This is a genomic window from Pontibacillus chungwhensis BH030062 (assembly GCF_000770675.1).
Classification (GTDB): Bacteria; Bacillota; Bacilli; order Bacillales; family BH030062; genus Pontibacillus; species Pontibacillus chungwhensis.
The window spans coordinates 33,582-51,430 of record NZ_AVBG01000019.1; the positions used below are offsets into that span (position 1 = coordinate 33,582).

General features: G+C 40.1%; 20 protein-coding genes and 1 pseudogene. 1 reads left to right on the plus strand and 20 read right to left on the minus strand.

The features are described from left to right. Positions 1-17: 17 nt before the first annotated feature. From ispE to metG, 9 genes are all read right to left on the minus strand, one after another. Entirely contained in the window at positions 18-887 is an 870-nt protein-coding gene (gene ispE / locus N780_RS17680) for a 4-(cytidine 5'-diphospho)-2-C-methyl-D-erythritol kinase (protein WP_036787225.1), read from the minus strand. Between the two features lie 569 nt (positions 888-1,456). After that, positions 1,457-1,636, minus strand: a complete 180-nt coding sequence (locus tag N780_RS17685; RefSeq protein WP_036787227.1) for a small, acid-soluble spore protein, alpha/beta type — start codon at positions 1,634-1,636, stop codon at positions 1,457-1,459. A 177-nt stretch (positions 1,637-1,813) separates the two neighbouring features. After that, positions 1,814-2,080 (minus strand): biofilm formation stimulator Veg, encoded by a 267-nt coding sequence (gene veg / locus N780_RS17690; RefSeq protein WP_036787229.1) that lies wholly within the window; start codon positions 2,078-2,080, stop codon positions 1,814-1,816. A 263-nt stretch (positions 2,081-2,343) separates the two neighbouring features. Next, positions 2,344-3,240, minus strand: a complete 897-nt coding sequence (gene yabG / locus N780_RS17695) for a sporulation peptidase YabG (RefSeq protein WP_036787231.1) — start codon at positions 3,238-3,240, stop codon at positions 2,344-2,346. A gap of 65 nt (positions 3,241-3,305) precedes the next feature. After that, on the minus strand, positions 3,306-4,184 hold the full coding sequence (gene rsmA, locus N780_RS17700) for a 16S rRNA (adenine(1518)-N(6)/adenine(1519)-N(6))-dimethyltransferase RsmA (protein WP_036787233.1): 879 nt from the start codon (positions 4,182-4,184) through the stop codon (positions 3,306-3,308). Continuing rightward, on the minus strand, positions 4,181-4,738 hold the full coding sequence (rnmV, locus tag N780_RS17705; RefSeq protein WP_036787235.1) for a ribonuclease M5: 558 nt from the start codon (positions 4,736-4,738) through the stop codon (positions 4,181-4,183). Before rnmV ends, rsmA begins: the two co-directional genes overlap by 4 nt. Before the next feature lie 234 nt (positions 4,739-4,972). Next, positions 4,973-6,169: a resuscitation-promoting factor gene (locus N780_RS17710; protein WP_036787237.1), complete on the minus strand. Its 1,197-nt coding sequence runs from the start codon at positions 6,167-6,169 to the stop codon at positions 4,973-4,975. Positions 6,170-6,377: 208 nt separating this feature from the next. After that, positions 6,378-7,148 carry a TatD family hydrolase gene (locus N780_RS17715; protein ID WP_036787239.1) on the minus strand — a complete coding sequence of 257 codons (771 nt, stop codon included), beginning with the start codon at positions 7,146-7,148 and terminating at the stop codon, positions 6,378-6,380. Positions 7,149-7,415: 267 nt separating this feature from the next. Next, the gene (gene metG, locus N780_RS17720) at positions 7,416-9,377 is read right to left on the minus strand and encodes a methionine--tRNA ligase (protein ID WP_036787241.1); all 1,962 of its coding nucleotides are present in this window, start codon (positions 9,375-9,377) and stop codon (positions 7,416-7,418) included. Positions 9,378-9,926: 549 nt separating this feature from the next. Here metG and abrB point away from each other — a divergent pair. Next, positions 9,927-10,214, plus strand: a complete 288-nt coding sequence (abrB, locus tag N780_RS17725; protein ID WP_036787243.1) for a transition state genes transcriptional regulator AbrB — start codon at positions 9,927-9,929, stop codon at positions 10,212-10,214. 53 nt (positions 10,215-10,267) lie between these two features. Here abrB and rsmI read toward each other — a convergent pair whose 3' ends face one another. The 11 genes and pseudogenes from rsmI to N780_RS19620 all read right to left on the minus strand — a co-directional run bounded on the left by rsmI (position 10,268) and on the right by N780_RS19620 (position 17,668). Beyond that, positions 10,268-11,140, minus strand: coding sequence for a 16S rRNA (cytidine(1402)-2'-O)-methyltransferase (gene rsmI, locus N780_RS17730; RefSeq protein ID WP_036787245.1), 873 nt, complete (start codon positions 11,138-11,140; stop codon positions 10,268-10,270). Further along, positions 11,109-11,411 carry a GIY-YIG nuclease family protein gene (locus N780_RS17735; protein ID WP_036787247.1) on the minus strand — a complete coding sequence of 101 codons (303 nt, stop codon included), beginning with the start codon at positions 11,409-11,411 and terminating at the stop codon, positions 11,109-11,111. Before N780_RS17735 ends, rsmI begins: the two co-directional genes overlap by 32 nt. Beyond that, positions 11,401-12,144, minus strand: coding sequence for a tRNA1(Val) (adenine(37)-N6)-methyltransferase (locus tag N780_RS17740; RefSeq protein ID WP_036787249.1), 744 nt, complete (start codon positions 12,142-12,144; stop codon positions 11,401-11,403). Before N780_RS17740 ends, N780_RS17735 begins: the two co-directional genes overlap by 11 nt. Before the next feature lie 70 nt (positions 12,145-12,214). Then, entirely contained in the window at positions 12,215-12,562 is a 348-nt protein-coding gene (gene yabA, locus N780_RS17745; protein ID WP_036787251.1) for a DNA replication initiation control protein YabA, read from the minus strand. A gap of 16 nt (positions 12,563-12,578) precedes the next feature. After that, positions 12,579-13,406, minus strand: a pseudogene (locus N780_RS17750) (PSP1 domain-containing protein). Positions 13,407-13,410: 4 nt separating this feature from the next. Next, positions 13,411-14,397: a DNA polymerase III subunit delta' gene (holB, locus tag N780_RS17755; RefSeq protein WP_036787254.1), complete on the minus strand. Its 987-nt coding sequence runs from the start codon at positions 14,395-14,397 to the stop codon at positions 13,411-13,413. A gap of 13 nt (positions 14,398-14,410) precedes the next feature. After that, positions 14,411-14,851: a YaaR family protein gene (locus N780_RS17760; RefSeq protein WP_036787255.1), complete on the minus strand. Its 441-nt coding sequence runs from the start codon at positions 14,849-14,851 to the stop codon at positions 14,411-14,413. 17 nt (positions 14,852-14,868) lie between these two features. Next, complete coding sequence (gene darA / locus N780_RS17765; RefSeq protein ID WP_036787257.1) at positions 14,869-15,198, minus strand: cyclic di-AMP receptor DarA; 330 nt, start codon at positions 15,196-15,198, stop codon at positions 14,869-14,871. A gap of 74 nt (positions 15,199-15,272) precedes the next feature. Then, entirely contained in the window at positions 15,273-15,896 is a 624-nt protein-coding gene (gene tmk / locus N780_RS17770) for a dTMP kinase (RefSeq protein ID WP_036787268.1), read from the minus strand. A gap of 12 nt (positions 15,897-15,908) precedes the next feature. After that, a complete protein-coding gene (locus N780_RS17775) occupies positions 15,909-17,360 on the minus strand; it encodes an aminotransferase class I/II-fold pyridoxal phosphate-dependent enzyme (RefSeq protein WP_036787259.1) in 1,452 nt (483 codons plus the stop codon). Between the two features lie 80 nt (positions 17,361-17,440). Beyond that, complete coding sequence (locus N780_RS19620) at positions 17,441-17,668, minus strand: sigma factor G inhibitor Gin (protein ID WP_084599735.1); 228 nt, start codon at positions 17,666-17,668, stop codon at positions 17,441-17,443. Between the last annotated feature and the right edge of the window lie 181 nt (positions 17,669-17,849).

Below are 17,849 nucleotides of genomic sequence, written 5' to 3' on the forward strand. Positions count from 1 at the left end.
AACAGTTTTATACGGTTTTAATCAAGGGGAACTCGGCCTCCAAGCATACGAACAACGTACACTTCATCACAAAATCCTCGCAAACCATTGTAAATACGCTGAGCACGAGATTCATGTTGAACCAATCCAAACACCGTCGGTCCACTACCGCTCATAAGAACCGCATCTGCTCCAAATTCATGCATATGCTCTTTGATCTGTTGAACATCACTGTGCAATTGGACCGTAACAGGCTCTAACACATTCCCAACTCGATCACAGATCCCCTGATAATCTTCCTGCTTTAGCGCCTCTATCATGGCAGGTATATCAGGATGACTTGCTTGATCTAAGTTTAAATTTTCGTAAATGGCTTGAGTAGAAACACCAATAGTTGGTTTGGCTAACACCACCCAGCAAGCCGGAGGAGCCGGTAACTTCTCGATCTTCTCACCTCTCCCTGTCGCCCTTGCTGTCCCACCATGAACACAAAACGAGACATCAGAACCAATACGAGCGCCAATATCCGCTAGTTCTTCCAAACTTAAATCCAACTGCCACAACCGGTTCAGCCCTCTCAGAACTGCCGCAGCATCACTACTACCACCCGCAAGACCAGCAGCTACAGGAATCTGTTTTTCAATATAAATCTCCACACCTTCCCTGATGCCATACATATCTTTCAATACTTGAGCAGCCTGAAAAGCAAGATTACGATGATCACTCGGAACAAACCGATTTTCCGAAACAATCAGAATCTCATCAGTTCTCAAAGGACTTAACTCAATGCGATCAGACAAATCAATCGTCGTCATAATCATATCCACTTCATGATACTGATCCGGACGCTTATACAAAACATCCAACGCTAAATTAATCTTAGCCGGCGCCTTCTCCAAAAAACGCATACCATCACCTGCTTCTTCGCATTAATTATGGATAAATTGTATCATAATTAAATGAAAAGCGCAGGCGACTGTTCAGCCCCGTACGGATAAGACAGCTTTTCGGAAAAGGCGGTTAGCCTTTGGAGAAAAGATGGCTTATCTCGCTAGGGGCTAGGAGCCGGAGCTGGACACCATGAAAAGCGCAGGCGGGTCGGTCAGGGCCGTACGGATAAGCAAGCTGCCGGAAGTGGCGATCAGCCACTGCAGGTGGTTTGCTTATCGCGCTAGCCTCTACCCGCCGGAGCTAGACATCATGAAAAGCGCTAGCGACTGCAGAAAGTTTAATCTGTGACGTTTCATCTAATAAATACCTCAGAAAGGTTAGCGATCCCCTTTGTCTGTGACCCTTTACATAATAAAGACCTCTAAAAGGTCAGTGACCCCCTCAATCAGTGACCTTTTGCTTGGTAAACTTCTTAAAAAGGACTCAGAGCCTCTATATCTATGACCTTTTTGTATATACAAAGCTTTAAAAAGCCTCAGATCAATCTATTCGCCCCGTACAACAAAAGGGGGACAAGCCCCTGTCGTTAGGTCTTGTCCCTCATCATTTGTTCTTGTGCTTTTTGGATGGCGCGTTTGGTGATGTTTCCAGCATCTCGTGCTGTAATTCCACCCCAGCCTTCCTTTTCAATTGTGTCGTAAAAACCTAACTCCCTTGCGATTTCCTCTTTAAGCCTGTCAGACATGTAGCCTCGACGTTTACCCAAGGAAAACAGCTCCCTTCATTATGTTTGTACGACACGTTTAGCATATGTATATTCCGATGGTGTAGTCTAGATGAATAATGGCAATGAAAGCAATCTTTGCTATTGTCTTCTCCATCAGAAAGAAAAAAGTTATGTTATGTTTAGTTTAAGGGCAAGTAAAAAGCAGTAAACCAAGGTTTACTGCTCCCCTAACATCATTCTGCTTAGATCCTCACCAAAGTTTAGCTCTACTGTTTCAGTAAGTACATCAGCATAGCTATAAGAGACGCGTTCATAAGCGTTCTCTTCTTGGTCAAGTTCTACAATAAAAACAGAAGGATATGTTTCAGCTAATACACCACTTCGTTCGATGGTTTTACGTCTACCACCATTAGCTTTCAATGTTAACCGTTTCCCAATTTGCCCATCGAGAGACTGTTTGATTTCTGCTAACGTTTTTGCCACTACACTCCACCTCACTAATTATACTATAACATACGCTTGTCTTTTCAGTCAATAAAACTTTATATTATAGCAGTATGTTATTTTTAATGTCAATGAAATACGACCTTTTCTTTTTATCTATTTGTAGTGTTTCTTTGATCTGACAAAATTATGTATGAAAGTGGCAAGATTCGACTCGATTCTCTCTGCTCGCACCTTTTCTCATGCTATTCCAACCTAACTCAAAATCATTCCAGGGATTTTATTCAATCAAAAAACACCCATTATGATAATGGGTGTTGAAAAGGATTATCTTGTTCTTCCTCATCCTCAGATTCATAAGGCATCCCCGTTCTCATGAGTCCACGTGTATCGACTCCCCCAATACCTTTTTCCCCTGTTAAGGTGTTACGAATAACATCCCAAACATTTACTTTATCCATGAATGAGGTGTAGCTGATCTTAGCTACTATATAGACAGGGTCCAGGGCATGAATATTGATACGGGAAGGGGAACTTGCGAAATTCGCTCCCGCCCTTATTAAAGATTCAAAGTGAGACTGACAAGCACCTGCAAAGATCACCAATTGATCAAGGTGAGGTACCTTCCTTCTTGCCTCTCTCACTGCCTCGGCATAATATTTCGAGTTTCTATAAGCACGTAAATCATGCTTGTTCCCTTTACTTTTCGAATAAGAATCATGCCCCGTAATGACGACAACATCTGGATTGATTTTATCGATTAAATCCCCAATCTCATGTGCCATATCTTTCTCACTTAAATGAACGCCGTGAACCTGCAAGCCGAGCTGTTGGTACAAATCGATGCATTTCTTTAAATAGAGACGATCTCCATCTAAGTGAAGAACGCGCGATGGAAGTTGAAAATACGCATTTTGGTGTTGGTATCCACCAGAGGCTTCATAGTCACGCTTCTGGCGCATTAATTGATAATCTTGCCGAAATAAACGATATGAATAGTCTTCCTTTTCTTTCGCTTCCTTTTTACGACGCTTTAAGTCATCTGATTTCACTCTTACTAAATCAGACAGTGGAGCATCAGCTTCAAGACGAATTTCTTCCCCGTACAAAAGAACTCTATTCTCTTGAATATCCTGAACTCGAAATAAAACATCATGTTTGTAGGAGGTTCGTGTAACTAAATCTCCCCTGTTTATCATCTTCCTGCCTCCTCACACAAACCATTCTAAAATAGCCTATGTGGAAAGGAAGGAAATGTGCCCGATTACAATGCTCTATAAAATGTATTTGCTAAACGAGCGAACTCTTCTATAGACAGAGATTCACCTCTACGTCTTCCCTCAATATCACTTTTCTCTAAGACATCTCTAATATCATCTTTACTGAACCGATCTTTAAAGTGACGACTTAAGTTGTTCATGATCGTTTTGCGGCGTTGCCCAAACGAAGCCCGAACAAGATCAAAGAAGAATGGCTCATTGTCTACTGACACAGGTGGTTCATCTCTCATTGCTAAACGTAGAACAGCTGAACCGACATTTGGCTGAGGCATGAATACCGTTCTTGGAACATCCATAACCACCTTAGCTTCCGTGTAATATTGAACAGCAATGGATAAAGAACCATAAGCCTTACTATTTGGAGAGGCGGCCATGCGATCAGCTACTTCCTTTTGAATCATAACCGTTATACTCTCAATCGGTAAGCGTTCCATTAATAAGTTCATTAATATTGGTGTCGTAATGTAATAAGGTAAATTGGCTACCACATGAACAGGCTGACCTTCCTTGAAATATTCCCGTATGGTCTCTTGAACATTAGCCTGCAAAATATCCTGGTGAATGACAGATACATTATCATAGTCATGTAAAGTATCGTCTAAAATCGGTAAAAGGCGTTGATCAATTTCAAACGCTAGCACTTTATCCGCCTTACGAGCCAACTGTTCTGTTAAAGCACCGATCCCCGGCCCAATTTCAATAGCACCACTTTCTCTTGTGACACCTGCATGGTTAACGATATTTTCCAACGTATTCGCATCAATTAAGAAGTTTTGACCCAGGCTCTTTTTAAAAGAAAACCCATACTTCTCTAAAATCGCCTTCGTTCGGACGGGTGTTGCTATTGCTTTATAATCGCTCATTCTTCTTCCTCCTGAATAATAACTTCCATTGCTGCAATAAATTCCTCTCTTGTAATCTGAAACATAACAAGACGTTTATACAATTGCTTTCCATTTGTGTAGCCAATCTTTAGCTTTGTCCCTAACCGTTCGCGCCTTGCTTTAGCTCCCTTGCCTCCAAGAAGGCCATAACGAACCAAATCCGCTTGTTCTATGGTCGTCTCATAGGTATCCGTTATACTATAAACGCTCTTTAAGGCTTCACGAATATCTTCAGGTGTGGCATGCTCCACACCAACACCTTTGCTATGTTTAGCTAGTGCTTGCTCTTTAGGTAGAAAAGCATGTTTACAACCAGGTACAGACTGAGAAACAATTGTCCGGATTCGCTCTCCCGGGGAGTCAGGATCTGTAAAAATAATAACCCCACGTTTTTCTTGAGCATGACGAATCTTTGTAATCGTATCCTCGTTAACAGCTGAACCATTCGTTTCGATTGTATCCGCTTCTACCGCTCTTTTTATGTTGACGGTGTCATCTCTTCCCTCAACCACAATTACTTCTTTTATTATCATTGTATCCTCCCGATTACGGTATCTTTTTTAGTTATAACACGTCCATGCATTAAAATAAAACACAATCTGTTTGTCCTCTCCCATGTTTAGACAAAATGATTCACGTGAAACAATTTTTAGAATACTTTAATTTTTTTGTTCGACAAGAGGAGAAAATAGCCATAATGAGCATATAATATGGATACGTACATACTAAGCACTTCAATAAAAAAAGCAGAGGTATAATCCTCTGCTTTAATTCCCATATACTTTAACTTGCACACCACGGCGACCATAATTTAGGGCAGCACCCTTATCAGACATAAATAGATCAATGCGATTCCCCTTAATTGCTGACCCTTGGTCTCCCGCTATTGCATATCCATACCCTTCAACCCATACCTTTGATCCTAATGGAATTACATTAGGGTCAACGGCAATAACCTTTTGATTTGGGTTAGCACGAAGGTTAATTCCTGTAGATGTCACACCACTACACCCTGTGCAGTAAGCTGTATACGCTGTTGCTTGCATGTATAATGTTTTTTGCACTCCCGATGAACTGTTACTGCGGGAAGGTTGAGATTGTGCTTGTTGCGATGGTTGAGCCTGTTGAACTTGTTGTACTTTAGTCCCAACAGCAACAATTTTATCTTTGCTATCCTTCTTATTCTCTTCTTTAATTAGTTTTCGCTCTACTTCTTCGCCATTTTCTAACGTCACTTCATAGTGCTTTACAACTTGGCCCTCTTCACCGTCTTGAACGACCTTTTCTTTCCCCTTAGCCAAGGATTTGTCGTTACGTTTGACGACTGCATAATCCACCTGTTCTTCTATAACATCTGTAACCTTCTCTACTCGAGTGATCGTGACTTCATTTTGCTCTTTTGACAATGAAGCCGTATCTTTCTGTTTTAACCGATCAAGTTCTTTAAGAGAGATCTTCTGCTGTTTTAAGAAATCACTTACGGTGTTTGCCGTCGTCCAGACCTCAGAAGTTTCACCACCATCATTTAAAGCGACCTGAAACGCCTTTTGAACCTGAATCTCCATGCCGTCTTGAATAGAGGATGCTTGTTCATGAGACATTTCATCTCGTTCTTCAATGGAGATGCCTTCTGCTTCGAAGAATTGTTGTACGGTATCGGCTGTTGTGTAATATTGCTCGGTGTTATCATCCACTTTCACAGTAACTTGTTTAGCAGATTGATAGTCTATTTGCATTCCTGTTGTAATTGTATCGTCAAGGTTGTGTGATAATTCATCATGTGGTTCCACTTTAATTCCTTGGTCATCTAAGAGATCTTCCACTGTACTGGCATGAGTACGCACGGACTTCGTTTCTTTTTCAGTGCTCAATTGTACTTCCGCCTTTGTGGATTCAAACCCTAAGCTCCCAAGTAAGGCAAAAAACATAACGGCACTTGCGACCAACGCGATTAATTTTTTCACGCTTCTGCCTCCTTTTTTCTACGCAGTGTATTATATCCACCGCACCAACATCTGTCAAATCATTAGCAGCAGAAATGGAAAAAGGACCCACATAACCCCCTTGGCTCCCTTTACTATACCTGCTCCCTTTTCAAAAAGAAACGGAAAAATCGCGACAGATGTGTACAAAACCTGCCACGATTTTTCCGTTATTTTATGCTTTTCCATTTTATTGGTCAAGTTTAAATAGTTTAAAGGCATTTCTTGTCGTTGTTTGTCCAACTTCTTCGAGCGAAATTCCTTTTAATTCAGCCACTTGCTCCGCAACAAGTTTAACGTAAGCTGGTTCATTACGAGTTCCGCGATTTGGATGTGGGGCAAGAAACGGACAATCTGTCTCTACTAATAGGTGATCAAGATCAATAGCTTCTGCTACTTCTTTTGGTTTCTTAGCATTCTTAAAAGTAACAGGGCCGCCTAAAGAGATGTAGAAGTTCATCTCTATACATTCCCTAGCAATCTCGACAGATCCACTGTAACAGTGCATGATGCCCCCAACTTCTTCTGCGTTCTCTTCCTTTAGAATATCAACGATATCTTGTGTCGCTTCACGGTTGTGAATAATAATAGGCATTTGGACTTTCTTCGCAAGTTCAATTTGCTTTCGGAAGACTTCTTTTTGTACATCCACCGGAGATTTGTCCCAATGATAATCTAATCCCATCTCACCAATCGCAACCACTTTTGGGTGAGCAGAAAGTTCTTCAATCCAGTCTAAATCCGCTTCTTCCATGTCAATCGCATCTACAGGGTGCCAACCAACAGCAGCATAAATGTTGTCATGAGATTCAGCAATTTCAATAGCTAATGGAATCGTTTCCCGGTCAAAGCCTACAACAACCATATAGTCAACCCCGGCTTCGCGGGCTCGTTTAATGACTTCTTCTCGATCTTCATCAAATTGTCTGGCATTTAAATGCACGTGTGTATCAAACAGCATGTCACTGACTCCTTTATTACGTTCTTTTAGTTGTATTGTAACACCAGTCCATATGTGTTCAAAATTATCACACTTCACTATGATAATGTTTCCGTTTGCACTAATTGAGCGTAAGGTGGTTCGGGAAATCACTCGCTTTCCGCGGAAAGCGAGCCGTTCCCAAGACACACCAACCACTTAACAAATTTAACGGCCACTCACATCCCAGCTTCAAGTCTTCCATATAAATAAAAAAGGGTACTCTATACCATAGAGTACCCTTAATTTTTATTTAACTTGTGTTCCGTTTGGAAGGTTTTGATCAACTGATGCAAGAGATAGTGTTCCTTCTTTGTCTTCTCCAGCTAACACCATGCCTTGAGATAGTTCTCCACGTAACTTCACAGGTTTAAGATTCGTTACACAGATCACCTTTCTCCCAATTAAATCTTCAGGAGCATAATGTTTCGCTATTCCAGAAACCACTTGGCGTTGCTCATTTCCTAGATCAAGCTGTAAACGAAGTAGTTTGTCTGCTTTAGGATGCTTATCCGCTTCTACAACTTCAGCGACTCGTAAATCAACTTTTAGGAAATCATCGATGCCAATTTCTTCGGCTTCTTCTTCTGATTCCTCTTTCTCTTCCTCTTCAGGAGCAGGAGTGCCGCCCTTCATCATATTCTTAATGATCTGCGTTTCTTCCTCTGTCTCAAGACGAGGGAAGATTGGCTGACCTTTTTGCACTTTCGTTCCTGCTGGAATCATGCCAAGGTTATCTAGGCTTCCCCATTCTGCAAAGCGATCATCTTCAATACCTAATTGCTCTAACATAAGCTTAGGTGTTCTCGTCATGAACGGTTGCAGCATAACTGCTATATGGCGAAGGGATTCCGCTAAATGAGCCATAACGTTACCTAAACGATCTTTCTTAGCCTCATCTTTTGCAAGAACCCAAGGAGTCGTTTCATCAATGTACTTATTCGTACGACTGACAAACGCCCAAAGGTTTGAAAGGGCAACAGAGAATTCCATATGATCCATCGCATGTTCAACTTTCTCTCTTGTTTCTTTAGCGAAAGTCTCTAACTCAACGTCAACATCTTCTTCGCTGGCGCTGAAAGCTGGAATCTCCCCATCAAAGTATTTACTAATCATAGCAACTGTACGGTTCAGAAGGTTACCAAGGTCATTTGCTAAATCATAGTTTGTGCGTTCCACAAATCCTTCTGGAGTGAAGACTCCATCCGAACCAAATGGCACTTCACGAAGCAAGTAGTAACGCAGGGAATCTAAACCATAACGGTCAATTAAATCAACAGGGTCTACTACGTTCCCTTTTGACTTAGACATCTTCCCATCCTTCATAAGGATCCAACCGTGAGCGAATACCTGCTTTGGTAATGGTAGATCAAGAGCCATTAACATAATTGGCCAATAAATGGTGTGGAAACGAACGATTTCCTTACTCATTAAGTGGACATTAGCTGGCCAGTATTTTTGGTAGCGTTGATCATTTTCTGTTCCGTAACCTAATGCTGTAATGTAGTTACTTAGCGCATCAATCCAAACATAGATAACGTGCTTTGGATCTCCTGGCACTTTAACTCCCCAGTCGAAGGTTGTACGAGAAATCGCTAAGTCTTCAAGACCTGGCTTAATAAAGTTATTAATCATTTCATTCTTTCTGCTTTCAGGCTGTATGAAATGAGGGTTGTCTTCGTAGAATTTTAATAAATCATCTACGTATTTACTCATTTTGAAGAAATAAGATTCTTCTTTTACTTTCTCTACTTTATTACCACAATCAGGACAATGGCCATCATCTAACTGACGCTCTGTAAAGAAGGATTCACAAGATGTACAATACCAGCCTTCATATTCATCAAGGTAGATATCTCCCTTCTCAAGAAGGCGGTTGAAAATCTTTTCAACTACATCTGTGTGGCGTTTCTCCGTTGTACGAATAAAATCATCAATAGAAATATCCATCTTATCCCACAAACTCTGAATCCCGCTTACAATATCATCTACGTAAGCTTGTGGAGTGACTCCTTGTTCATCAGCTTTTCGTTGAATTTTTTGCCCATGTTCATCAGTACCGGTTAAGTACATAACATCGTAACCTTGTAATCGTTTATAACGCGCAATCGCATCACCCGCTACTGTAGTGTAGGCGTGACCAATATGCAGATTCCCACTAGGATAATAGATCGGTGTGGTGATATAAAAGGTCTTGTTTTCTTCCGTCATGGAATTCCCTCCTATTAAATATATGTAATACAACTCTCAAACTAACGAGAGTAATCACTTTTAGTATCTAGTTCATGCATCCCCTCTATTTTATCGGTTCATAAGCATTATTTCCATTCCTAACAAAAAACTATACAAAATCAATGCTTATTAAATCAAGAGATGAACTTAATTAAACGCTTCGGTTGAGAGGAAAACCCTCCGGGTATAGTTACTATAAGTTAGTTCTTACACTCCAAATAAAGGAGGTGAATTTTTAGTTACATCTTTTTTATTCCACCCCCCTAAAAAGGTCGGATAATGTCGAAAGATTGTAGTAGCTGTATGCGAAATCACTTCCTTTTAATTGAAAAAGTTAAGAAACAATAACAGCTTTAGGAAATTTCTCCTGAACCGTGATTCACCTGCTTTATATTTTGTTAAATTCTTGTTGGATTTGGCAAATAAAAGAATTGACACCGATGGGAATCACTGGTACTATATGAGGTATAGAATGTCGAAACATGACGAAGATAAAGAAAATATTTTTGAGTGAGAGGAGCAATACACATGAAATCAACTGGTATTGTACGTAAGGTAGACGAACTGGGTCGCGTTGTAATTCCAATCGAATTACGCCGTACTCTTGGAATTAATGAGAAAGATGCTCTAGAAATCTATGTAGATGACGATCGCATCGTACTAAAAAAATATAAGCCAAACATGACTTGTCATGTTACAGGTGAGGTTTCTGAGAGTAACATGAGCCTTGCAAATGGCAAATTAGTTCTTAGCCCAGAAGGTGCAAAAGAATTAATGAACGAAATTCAAAATAGCTTAAACAACAAAGTAGACTAATAAAGAGATAAAAAAAGAGACGACAAACCCCCGCCAAAAGCGGGGGTTTTTTATTACGTATGGTAGGCTTGGTAAACCTCTCTCTTTGGCATCTTTCGATCAACAGAAACTTGTTTAATAGCATCCTTTGACGATTGACCCCGTTCAATATAATGCTCTACGTGCTCTATAAGGGATAAATCATCCCACCAGCTAGCCTCATTCTCTACTTCTTCACTTTGTCTGCCTTCTACAATAATACAGAATTCTCCACGTACTTGCTCTGTATGTGCCCATTCTAAGACCTCAGAAGCTGTTCCCCTGATATATTCCTCATATTTCTTAGTCAGTTCGCGAGCTAATACAACTTGGCGATTACCTAACCCTTCATGCAGAGCCTTTAGCATTTCTTTTAACCGATGAGGTGATTCGTAAAATACCAATGTTCCTGAATCTTTACTTAACCTCTCCAGTTCTTCTTTGCGCTCTTTCTTCTTACGTGGCAAAAAACCATAGAAAGAGAATCGCGTCGTGTCTAATCCAGAACCTACCAGGGCACAAAGAGCAGCATTAGCACCGGGTAGTACAACGACTGAAATGTCTTCTTCAATAGCACGCTTTACTATCTCAAAACCAGGATCAGACACCCCTGGCATACCTGCATCACTTACAATGGCTATTTTTTTTCCACTTTGTAAAGCATGTAATAAGTAATCTTCCCGGTTATATTTATTATGTTCATGATAACTAGTTAAAGGCGTATGCAAATCAAAATGCGTTAATAACTTCTTCGTCTGCCTTGTATCTTCAGCTGCTATTTCATCCACTTCACTTAAAATACGTAAAGCCCTATAAGTAATGTCTTCTAAATTGCCAATCGGTGTTGGGACAATGTACAACTCGCCCTGATGATCTTCACGAGTTTCGAAGCTTTTTTGAATCTTCATGATTTGCCATACCTTTCTGACCTGAATGAATAAGACGCTCCTTTTGGGAACGCGTTAGTCGTTTAATTCGATATTCTTCTTGCATTGCTTCACGCTTGGTTGAGTAATGAGCACAATAAACGAGAGTAAACGGGCCTCTACCTCTTGTATATTTCGCCCCTTTCCCAGATTCATGCATACTCAAGCGTTTCGCTAAGTCGTTCGTGTACCCTGTGTAGATTGTAGCATCCTTACAACGAAGCATGTACACCACGTGTTCATCAGTTTCCATAGAGAAGGTGCCTCATCTCATCAGAGTAAAGTCCATTCTCTTGATAAATATAAAGAGGAGGGAGGACTTTCAGGTCTGGTTTCCCATCTCTTGTACCTTCGATCAGTACCATATTCGCCTCTTTTCCAGGCTTAGGGTACACAAGCTGTATGCGTTTAGGTTCTACCTGATATTTTCGGAAGAGAGTAATAAGGTCTGGGAGACGACCCGGGCGATGGACCATTGAGACCTTTCCTCCTGATTTCGTTAAGCGGCTGCAAGACCATACGACATCTTCTAATGTACAATAAATCTCATGACGAGCAATCGCTAAGTGTTCATTTTCATTTTTATAATCCTCTTTTGGGGTAGGAAAATAAGGGGGGTTACAAGTAACTAAATCAAACTTACCGTTTCCTAATGTCTTGGGCATTTCTTTTAGATCGCCATGAATGAATTGAATTTGATCTTCTAAGTCATTCAGCTTCGTATTTCGAAGTGCCATATCATATAAACGCTCTTGTAATTCCACACCTGTAATACTAGCCCTTGAACGATTACTTAGAAAGAATGGAATAACCCCATTGCCTGTACATAAATCCAATATATTTCCTCTTTTTATAGGAACATACGTAAATTTAGCTAGTAAAACAGCATCCAATGAAAAGGCAAAAACACTATTGCTTTGTATTATACGTAGGTTTTCTTCTGCTAATAAATAATCAATTCTCTCATCTCCATGTAATTCTACCATGGATCATTCACTCCCTCATTCAACCGTCAAGATAAATAGAGAGGCTGTCCATATGGAACAGCCTCTAACATTACTTCTTTTTATTTAAAAATGATAGGCAAAATAAGCAATCTTCATCCCTGGGACTCCCAAAATGGAGGTTACAGATATGGAATCCCTCTTCGTACAAACGAGCGAGATTATCATATCCTTCACCCACCAAAGCTCCCTTTGCTTCGGATTGTTTTGACTCGCTTTGTTCAGAATGTTCATGATCTTGCTCAAGACGTTGCCTTAGGTGGTGGTTCTCTACGGATAGATGTTGATTCTCTTCCAACAGCTCCACCAGTTGCTTTTTTAGATCCCCTAATTGTTGATAGAGTTGTCCGATTTGCTCTTCCATATGTGATACTTGTTCAAAAATTTCTTTTTTATTCACGCTTACATCCACCCCATTATTCTGTGGCTTGCGTTGGTACTGCACCTTCTTGAATGAGTTCTTCTAGTGTATATTCAATAACTCGTTCTTGATCAGGGATTTCTATTTGAATGACACGTTCAAGGATGTTTAAGCCAACGACCTTGCCGGGGCCTTGTGGTGTCCTGATATCTTCTCCAATATCCGGAAGTTCTTTTTTGGCTGTTTCATAATCATCGTTCTCATATTTCAAACAGCACATAAGGCGACCACATAAGCCTTAAATTTTCGCAGGATTAAGCGATAGATTTTGATCTTTAGCCATCTTTATGGAAACCGGTTCAAAATCCCCTAAAAAGGTAGAACAACACAACATACGGCCACATGGACCTATGCCACCTAACATTTTCGCCTCGTCACGTACGCCGATTTGACGCAACTCAATCCGTGTTTTAAACACAGATGCCAGATCTTTCACAAGGTTACGGAAGTCTACACGACCGTCAGCCGTAAAATAAAAGATTACTTTATTTCGATCAAATGTATATTCCACATCAACAAGCTTCATATCTAGCTTATGTTGTATAATCTTATCAGCACAAACATTAAATGCTTCTTTCGCATTTTGCTTGTTCTCTGTTACAACTAACTTATCTTTTTCATCCGCAATTCGGATGACTTTCTTAAGCGGTAAGACAATATCTTCTTCATCTACTTGTTTACTCGAAATCACAACTTTACCGAACTCAATTCCTCGTACGGTCTCAACTATTACATAATCGTCGTCTGTAATTTGGTAAGTATCTGGATCGAAATAATAAATCTTTCCCGCCTGTTTGAAACGTACACCAACTACTTCAACCATTCAATCACCTCTGTATTTGAAGCGTGAGTTGTTCCATCACCAGGGTTGGGTGAACATTTGAGATTAGCTTACGTTTTGCCTCTAAAATATGGGACAGAGCATTTGTTGCAAATTGCTTGGACCATGTATAGGAGCTTGTACGAATGCGCTCCCTTTCTGTAATAAAAACAATAGATGACTCCATACCAACATGTTCGTACACTAAATCCTTAAACCATAAGGAAAGAAGATCTAAACCTTGGTTCATGGCATCTCGGTCTTTAAAATGAGGCATCCATTGATTGTTCACGAATAATAAAGCCTCGCTGGGTTTTTCCTGAAGGACTTCAATTAATTGTATCACTAACTTTCTCGCGTTCGCAAACCAGTCATCACGATTCATTTCGAGCGCATCCTCTAAATTATTCGTTAAGGCACTTAATAAACGGGCTGAAGACTCCGAAACACCCTCTTCAATCAAGCGCTTTGTCACATTCTCTGTATTGAGTGGCTGAAACGCCATTATCTGACACCTAGAGCGAATTGTGTCCAGAAGTGCTTGCCCGTTTTCTGTTAGAAGCATTGCCACTGTTTGACGGTTTGGTTCCTCAAGAAACTTTAACAACCTGTTAGAGGCATTAGCCGTCATTTTATCTGCATCTTCTACAATGTATACCTTTTGATTTGACTCTAATCCAGTATAGGTGAACTCTTTTTGTAAATGAAGAATTTGCTCTTTCTTAATTGACTGTCCTTCTGGCTGAATAACGTGTACATCAGGATGATTACCAGAGTCAATTCGGATGCAATCTTTACAGGTCTGGCAAGGTTCCACGCCTTCCCGAAAGCGACAGAAGAAGCTTTTTGCAAATAATAAACTCATAGCAAGCTTCCCCGTTCCCTTTGAGCCTTGAAATAAATAAGCGTGAGAGATGCGATCTTTTTGAATACTATTGGTTAACATTTTTGTAACCATAGGCTGAATGTCGATCATATCGGCCCACTTGTTCATTACTGTCACTACCTTACATATATAAGTTCACTAATAGTCCCTTTATCTCCCCAATGATGTCTAATACATCAATGGACTTCTTCTCTTGATTCATGACTTCATCGGTTAATTCCGCTAACTTTTCATCTACTGACTGCACAAGTGTAAGTTTTCGGCTCTGACCGTCCATACTCCAACTATGGGATTGCTTTAAGTCCATCCCATACTGAACAGATTCCTGTACAAATGATTTTACAAGTCGCTTATACTTGGCTAAATCCTTGAAAGAGCGAAAGCGAGCAACTTTCTCTCCCTGCTTCGTAATATCTCCCATAAGGCGATGTAATTCCTGCTGACGCATCTTTTGTGATTCAGATTGCACCATCTGACCAAAGCCTTGGGGGCCAGTAGAATTCGGCCTTATATTCTTTTGAGCTGAATCAAGCTGTGACCTTAAGTCTTGACCGATCTTCATGCCATCATCCCCCTATGCTAGAATTGAAAAAAAGATTCCACAGGGAGCACAAAAACAGTAGCCCCTCCTACTTCCACCTTAACAGGCTTTGGTATATAGGAATCTGCATTCCCCCCCATAGGGGATATTGGTGCAACCATTTGTTCACGTTGACTGCAATTATCACGGATAATATCTAGGACATCATCAACATCATGGTCTTCGCAACCAATCATCAAGGTGGTATTGCCTTCTTTCAGAAAGCCACCTGTAGTGGATAATTTAGTTGTTTTATATTGATGATCAGCTAATGCGTTCGTTAGTCGGTTGCTATCTTTATCTTGTATAACCGCCACAATCATTTTCATGACGATCTCCTCCTTATTAAAGCCCATTTGTACCTTATTATAACAAGAATTTATCAAGTTACGAAGACCATCTGTTAAATAGCGGAAGAAACTTTTTGAAATGCATCTTCTATAACGATCTCTACTGAATGATCCGCATCTATTGATTGAATTCGATCAGGAAACTTATGAAGCAGCCACTGGTAAGCTTCATAGACAGTATGATGGAATTTGATATGCTCTAAGTCTAAACGGTTTTGTTCTCTACCTTTATTCTGATCAATCCGCTCTAATCCTCTTTCAGGTGAAATATCAAAAAATAACGTTAAATGAGGCATGTATCCCTCAATAGCGAATTCATTAATACGTAACACTTCTTCCATCCCTAAACCTCTTGCGTGACCTTGGTAAGCAAGGCTGCTATCCAAAAAACGATCGCAAAGTACGATCTTGCCTTCTTCTAGGGCTGGTATAACCTTCTCAACCAGATGCTGTCTTCTTGCAGCAGCATACAATAAAGCTTCTGTTCGACCATCCATTGATGTGTGCGTCGGATCGAGTATGACTTGGCGAATTTTTTCAGCAATATCGATCCCTCCTGGTTCCCTGGTCATCACAACGTCATGCCCTTCCTTAAGGAGACGTTGACCTACGGCTTGCAGTACAGTTGATTTGCCAGCTCCCTCTCCACCTTCAAATGTAATAAATGTTCCTTCCACATCCATTCTCCTTTATCCTCTTTCTATATAAACGTGCATACCTTTCTGATAAAAGGGTTCTTTCGTTTGAATATGTTTATCTTTTCTCAGTAAATCCACGATCCGATCTACGTGTTCTCTTTGAATGCGCTCCCCCTTCATGATTAATGGAATCCCAGGGGGATATGGAGTAACAGAAGCGCTTGCTACTCGTCCAATACTCTCTTGCCAATACACAAATTCTTGATTCATGCTATCTAGTTCATAGTAAGAATAAGGGTTCGACTGAACCGTATTAAAAACAGGAGAACTCACTCCCTCTATTGTAGCACGGTTAAATTCTGACTTGGTTTTTAATTTAGACTCTACTTTTTCAAATATACACTTTAGTTGATATATTGAATAATTAGGAGTTAGTGCTAGCGTGAATAGAATGTGTTGATTATCGACTAGTTCAGGATAAAGCCCCTCCTTCTCTAAATAAGAAGCCACGATCTGTGAGTCGACATGATCTTCAATACGGAGGGTTAACTTAAATGGATCATCTACACCTTCTTCTAAAGGCACAAGTGTCCATACCAAACCATTCGTCAAAGATGAACGCAGTTTAGTAATCCACTCTATACTTGTTTGAAGGTCCTCTTTAGAATAGTTTGCCATAAAGTATCTTGCCAAATCTAATGAAGCTAATATTGGATACGAGGGACTGCTTGATTGAAAAACCTGTAAGTAGTGAGTGATTTGCCTTGGATCTATCCGTTCGGAATTTAAGTGAAGATATGCCCCCATTGTCATTGCCGGGGCCATTTTATGAGCGGATTGCACCACTACGTCAGCACCCAAAGACAGAGCAGACTTAGGTAATAAAGGGTCATTTAATGAAAAATGTACACCATGAGCCTCATCGACTAAAACAGGTACATTGTAAGAGTGAGCAAGATCAATAATTTCTTTCAAGTGAGTCGTACGTCCATAATAATCAGGATACGTTAAGATAATCCCAGAAATACTAGAGTACATTTTAAGTGCCTTTTTTATATCTTCTTTATGAACACCTGTAAAGCGTTCATATTTCTCTTCATAGTGAGGGGAAAGAAAAATAGGTTTAGATCCTGATAGTTCTAATGCATGTATAATGGATTTATGACTGTTGCGTTGCACTAGAAAAGGCTTCCCCTTTTTTTGAGTTGCTAGAATCATAGCGAGGTTCCCTGAAGTACTGCCCCCTACTAAGAAGTATGAAGCTCTAGTTCTAAACCACTCCGTAGCTAATTGTTGTGCTTTCTCAATAATCCCCTCTGGTTGATGTAAATCGTCGAGGCCTGTAATCTCTGTCATATCAATAGATAATATATCTTTAAATAATTGCTTACCCGTTTTTGGAAATACAGTTCCATTCTTGTGACCTGGAACATGCATAGAATAATGAGGTTGTTTAGTCATTTCCACTAATGCTGAGTATAAAGGGGTTTGTGATTGCGACATAATGATCCTCCTGTTATATGTATAAAAAAAGGTGTTAAAAAGGAAAAACGCTCCCTTTTAAACACCTTTCTATCACTATACTATGAAAATTGCTTTGTTTGGGTTATATTTCTTAGTTTCTTTAAGAAATAATGATACTGCTGATCTTCCGGTGCTGTTTGTATAATTTCCTTTTCACAATCCCTACATATAAATAGGTTGTATAAGTGGATCCCATGCTCTCTTTTGCAATCACATACTCCACAAGTTTCATAGATTGATTGTTCTTTCCTCACATTCTCCACCTCCGTAGTAGTATTGTTTCCCATGTATCTTTTTTTATACAAAGCGTAAATAAATCTATGTGTTTTATAATATACGACAGAAGAGGGTGTCTCGTGTTTGTACGTTTACTATTTCTTTGCACAAAAAAACCTCAAAGGATCAATATCCTTTGAGGTTACGTTGCATGGCGGCGTCCTACTCTTGCGGGGGTGAAACCCCGACTAC